The organism is Escherichia albertii NBRC 107761 = DSM 17582, assembly GCF_000759775.1.
Classification (GTDB): Bacteria; Pseudomonadota; Gammaproteobacteria; order Enterobacterales; family Enterobacteriaceae; genus Escherichia; species Escherichia albertii.
The window spans coordinates 1-4,673 of sequence record NZ_BBMY01000193.1 but is presented as its reverse complement, the minus strand read 5'-3'; the positions used below and the strand labels follow the sequence as shown (position 1 = coordinate 4,673).

Annotated in this window: 5 protein-coding genes and 1 pseudogene; 1 reads left to right on the top strand and 5 read right to left on the bottom strand. The window is 50.7% G+C overall.

Annotation, left to right across the window (positions count from 1 at the left end):
* From EA14781_RS21780 to EA14781_RS21760, 5 genes are all read right to left on the bottom strand, one after another.
* Window positions 1–342, bottom strand: a 342-nt coding sequence (locus tag EA14781_RS21780; RefSeq protein WP_042336269.1) for an AMP-binding protein, incomplete at its 3' end; no start/stop codon positions are given.
* A 56-nt stretch (window positions 343–398) separates the two neighbouring features.
* On the bottom strand, window positions 399–692 hold the full coding sequence (locus tag EA14781_RS21775) for a ferredoxin family protein (RefSeq protein ID WP_000081087.1): 294 nt from the start codon (window positions 690–692) through the stop codon (window positions 399–401).
* A complete protein-coding gene (locus tag EA14781_RS21770) occupies window positions 689–1,978 on the bottom strand; it encodes an FAD-dependent oxidoreductase (protein ID WP_001278546.1) in 1,290 nt (429 codons plus the stop codon). Before EA14781_RS21770 ends, EA14781_RS21775 begins: the two co-directional genes overlap by 4 nt.
* 55 nt (window positions 1,979–2,033) lie before the next feature.
* Window positions 2,034–2,972, bottom strand: coding sequence for an electron transfer flavoprotein subunit alpha (locus EA14781_RS21765; protein ID WP_000041109.1), 939 nt, complete (start codon window positions 2,970–2,972; stop codon window positions 2,034–2,036).
* 19 nt (window positions 2,973–2,991) lie between these two features.
* Entirely contained in the window at window positions 2,992–3,756 is a 765-nt protein-coding gene (locus EA14781_RS21760; RefSeq protein WP_000692109.1) for an electron transfer flavoprotein, read from the bottom strand.
* A 315-nt stretch (window positions 3,757–4,071) separates the two neighbouring features.
* Between EA14781_RS21760 and EA14781_RS21750 the strand changes: the two are divergent.
* Window positions 4,072–4,653, top strand: a pseudogene (locus tag EA14781_RS21750) (cupin domain-containing protein); the annotation flags it as partial.
* Window positions 4,654–4,673 lie beyond the last annotated feature (20 nt).

The following is a 4,673-nucleotide window of genomic DNA, read 5'->3' as shown; positions in this document are numbered from 1 at the left end:
CAGTTCCGCTTCTCGCCAGGAAGGCAATAGCGGCACGGAGACCGCACCGGTTTTCAGGCAGGCGAGATAGATAACGGTAAATTCACACCAGCCGGGCAGTTGAAAAGCGACGCAATCGCCGGATTCAATACCGTTCTCCAGCATCCAGCTTGCCAGACAGCTCGCGGCATGATCGAGCGAGCTATAGGTGTACGATGCACCATGATTATCGACCACAGCTATTTTGTCCGGCATTGCCCGTACGGTCTGGTGCCAGTAATCCGCCAACGAAGCATCGCCCCATAATCCTTGCTGACGATATGCTGCACGACGTTGCGCGTTAAATGTTAATGTCACTTTCATTTGTCATTCCCGAAACTGAACGTCAGGCCCGATGTCCGGGCCTGTGGGAGGCGTAATTAGCCGTAACGGAAATCAATACCGAAGGTACCTGCGGGGTATTGCCACTGTTCGAGAATGGTGTTGCCGCACAGCACCCTGCAGGTGCCGCATTCCAGACAGCCAGCGGAATCAAAATGGATATTTCCGGCTTCATCCTGTTTATAAAGTCCCGCAGGGCAGGCTTTCATTAATTTACGAAATTCATTGATATCAGGATTTGCTGCCAGGATGATGTGCGGATTCCCCTCATCAACATGGAATTTGTTAACGCCTAATTTAACGTCAACGTTTACTGTAGCGTTCTGACTCATAGCGCGGTTGCTCCCTTAATGCCATCTTTCAGCAGGTTGATCAGGCCGATTTTCTTCGCGTGTCCGAGTATCATTTTGCGTACTGGCTGATTTGGCCTACCGTCAATGGTGAACATATCGTTCATGATGTCGGCGACCATGCGTGGGTATTGGCTAAACAGGCGTGGGTTTTCCATCAGCGCCGGGATCTTGCGAAAATGCTGCATATCGCGGATGACGCAACTTTGTTCCAGTTCGCGTTTGTATTGCGCCAGACTGTTGGCAGAGAAATCAGCACGCTCTTTGGCGGCAATAGCCGTTGTGGCGGCGGCCTGTGCCGAAGCGATGGCTAAATCCATTCCACGAACCGTAAAGCCCAGGTTAAGGCAGAAACCGGCTGCGTCACCGACGATCATTACGCCATCGTTAATCAGTTGCGGCACCATCGCCAGACCACCTTCCGGCACCATATGTGCGGAGTACTCGAGCAATTTCCCGCCACTGATCAGCGGGCGAATGGTGGGATGCTGTTTAAAATCTTCCAGCATCTGCGGTACGCTTTTTTGCGCATGAGCGATATCGCCCAATCCACAAACCAGACCCAACGACACGGAGTCGCGATTGGTATAGAGAAATCCACCGCCCATCAGGCCGTCAGAAGGCGAACCAGCAAACAGCCATGCAGCACCTTCATTGTCCGTAACATTAAAACGATCGTTGATTTGCTGTGGCGTGAGACCAATGACTTCTTTAACGCCGATGGCGTAATGATGTGGATCGGAGGCGGGAACCATTCCCAGAGAACGACCAAGTATTGAGTTGACGCCATCAGCCAGAATGACCACATTTGCTTCGAGAATATCATCCCCGGCCTGTACGCCTGTGACCTTGTTGCCTTCACGAACCAGCGCGTCGACGCGAACGCCCGGAATAAACTGTGCGCCTGCCTGTTCGGCTTGTTCCACCAACCACGGGTCGAGACGATTGCGCAATACGGTATAAGACGCGTGTTGCGCAACATCGGGTTGCTCACGGTGAAAATCGAGGGTTACGGCGCGCTCTTCAGTCAAGAAGGAGATTTTCTCGCGCGTGACTTCGCGTTCAATCGGTGCTGATGCGGCAAAGCCTGGAATGATTGCTTCAAGCGAGTGGGCATAGAGTCGCCCGCCGGTCATATTTTTGCATCCGGCGCTGTCGCCGCGTTCTATTACCAGCACATCCAGCCCGGCTCGCGCCATGACCAGTGCAGCAACGGTACCCGCAACACCCGCACCGACCACAATGGCATCAAATTTATCATCCGACATGCGTTATGCTCCCTTCCCGCTGCGTAAACAGCGGGAGATGTGGTTGAAAAGAGGATTAGTGGCCCAACTGGTTAATCAGGGCAGGGACCACTTTGTAGATATCGCCAACCAGACCGTAGTCGGCATAGTTGAAGATTGGCGCGTTTTTATCTTTATTGATGGCAACAATCACTTTCGCGCCGTTGCCGCCGACCATATGCTGGATCTGCCCGGAAATCCCCAACGTCAGGTAGAGATCGGATTTCAGCAGCACGCCGGAAACACCAATGTAGCGTTCGTGCTCCATCCAGTTCTCGCCTTCAGCAATTGGACGTGAACAGCCGACTTCAGCATTCAGCGCCGCTGCCAGTTCGTGGACCATTTTCAGATCATCCTGTGCTGCCAGACCACGACCGACACCGACCACGCGTTTTGCTTTACTCAGGTCCACGCTGCTTGCCGCTTTCGCACGGCGTTCGCGGCAGAGAATTTCATGACGCGGGGCAACGTAAGGCACAGCTTCAATCGGACACTGATGGGAGGCGTCATGGGCGCATGGTTCCTGGACACCGGGTGCAAGGGTGATTATTGCCAATGGACTGTTGATTTTTTCCTGGGCAAATGCCAGTCCGCCATACATACGGTGTTCAGCACAAACGTGGTTATCAACCACGTCAACTTCTGTAGCATCGTTTACCAGGGCTGCATTCAGTTGCACGCTCAACCGCGCCGCCAGAGCTTTACCGCGTTTAGTGGCGGATATGAGTAACATTGAGGGGGCTTTATCTTTAAGCAGGGAGGCGATGCTTTCAGCGTAATTTTCAATGCGTTGCAGTGATGAATTTTGCTCCAGCACATAAATGCCGAGAGGACCATATGGCATAACCGCCTGCGCCTGGTCGGCATTTTGTACAATGGCATATACCTGTTGACCCCATTGTTGCGCACCGCCAAACAGTTCGGCATAACGTTCAGGGTTATCGCTAAAGACCCAGACGTTGGTTAATTTGCTCATTGTGTAATCTCCGTTGGCTTTAGTTCAGGGCTTTTTTCAGATGTTCCGCCAGCTCGGCAATGGCTTCCGGCGAATCGTTTTCGAAAATGATGTGTTTGCGTTCGGTTTGCGGCGGTACGCGAATGCCGGTTAATTCGGCAAGTGGCGCGCTCTGGCTCCAGCCAATATCACTGGCCTGCCACTGGTTCACCGGTTTTTTACCCGCGCCGAGAATGGCTTTCATCGATGGAATACGTGGCACGTTAATATCTGATGTGACGCAGAGCACGGCAGGAACAGAGAGTTCAATCACTTCAACTTCATCTTCAAGAGTGCGTTCAACCACCAGCGTATTCCCCTGACGCTGAATAGCACTCACCGCATTGATCACAGGGAGTTGCAACATTTCTCCCACCAGCAGGCCGACCTGCTGGGCATAGAGATCGCCGGAACCTTCACCAAAGATCAGTAAATCGAAACCGATCTTTTCTGCTGCCGCTGCCAGTGCCTTTGCGGTATCGACGGGGAGCGCGTGCTCAAGCTGGGCGTCCTGCACCATATACAGGCTGTGTGGCCCACGAGATAACACGTCTTTGCGCACTTTTGAGTTTTGTAACAATGAACCGCCGACGGTCAGCGCGACAATCTCATCGCCATTGCCTGCGAGCAGGTTGGCGGCTTCAATGGCATTGAGATCAAACTGGCTGATTTTGGCGTCGGTATTATCGAAATTAAGGGTGTAGTCGGGAGTGACCACAATGTCCTGTTCTTCAGGCACCAGCTTAAAGCAGGTTATTATTTTCATGATTTCTCCTGTGAGTCGCATACGGAACCATCTCCGATGGAAGGTAAAAATGGCCTGAAAATAGTGTGCGATAGCAGGAAGGGGTTTTCGACGGAGCAAGCTGTTTTCCTTGCCAACAATCTTGCAAAAAAAATGCGATCGTGAAAACAAAAGCGAAATATACAGAAATATTATTCTGTGCTGGACGTACTATCTTGCATTCACTGTAAATAATCTTGTTTAGCTCTCGCTAAACGCAGTTGTATAACCGCCGTACACGCCGTATTTTATCCTGCATATATTGTTTTTGCTTGCTCATGGAATAGGGAGGTTGTCATGTATCAACACAGTTTTGATAATGCCAGCGAAACACTGTTTGTGCCCGGTAAAACGCCACGACTTTCACGCTTTGCCTTTAGTGATGATCCCAAATGGGAGTCGGGGCACCACGTTCATGATAATGAAACCGAGCTAATTTACGTCAAAAAGGGAGTGGCAAGGTTTACCATTGACTCTTCATTATATGTCGCCCATGCCGATGACATTGTGGTAATAGAATGCGGCAGGCTACATGCGGTGGCTTCTGACGTTAATGACCCGGCGACGACCTGTACCTGTGCGCTGTACGGTTTTCAGTTTCAGGGCGCAGAGGAAAATCAGTTACTGCAACCCCACTCCTGTCCGGTGATTGCCGCAGGGCAGGGAAAAGAGGTCATCAAAACTCTTTTTAATGAGTTAAGCGTTATATTGCCGCAAAGTAAAAGCGGCCAGACATCTTCAACGTGGGACGCTTTTGCGTATACATTAGCGATTCTTTATTATGAGAACTTTAAAAATGCCTATCGTTCGGAACAGGGATATATTAAAAAAGATATTCTGATAAAAGATGTTCTTTTTTATCTTAATAATAATTATCGGTAATGACTCCAACTTATTGG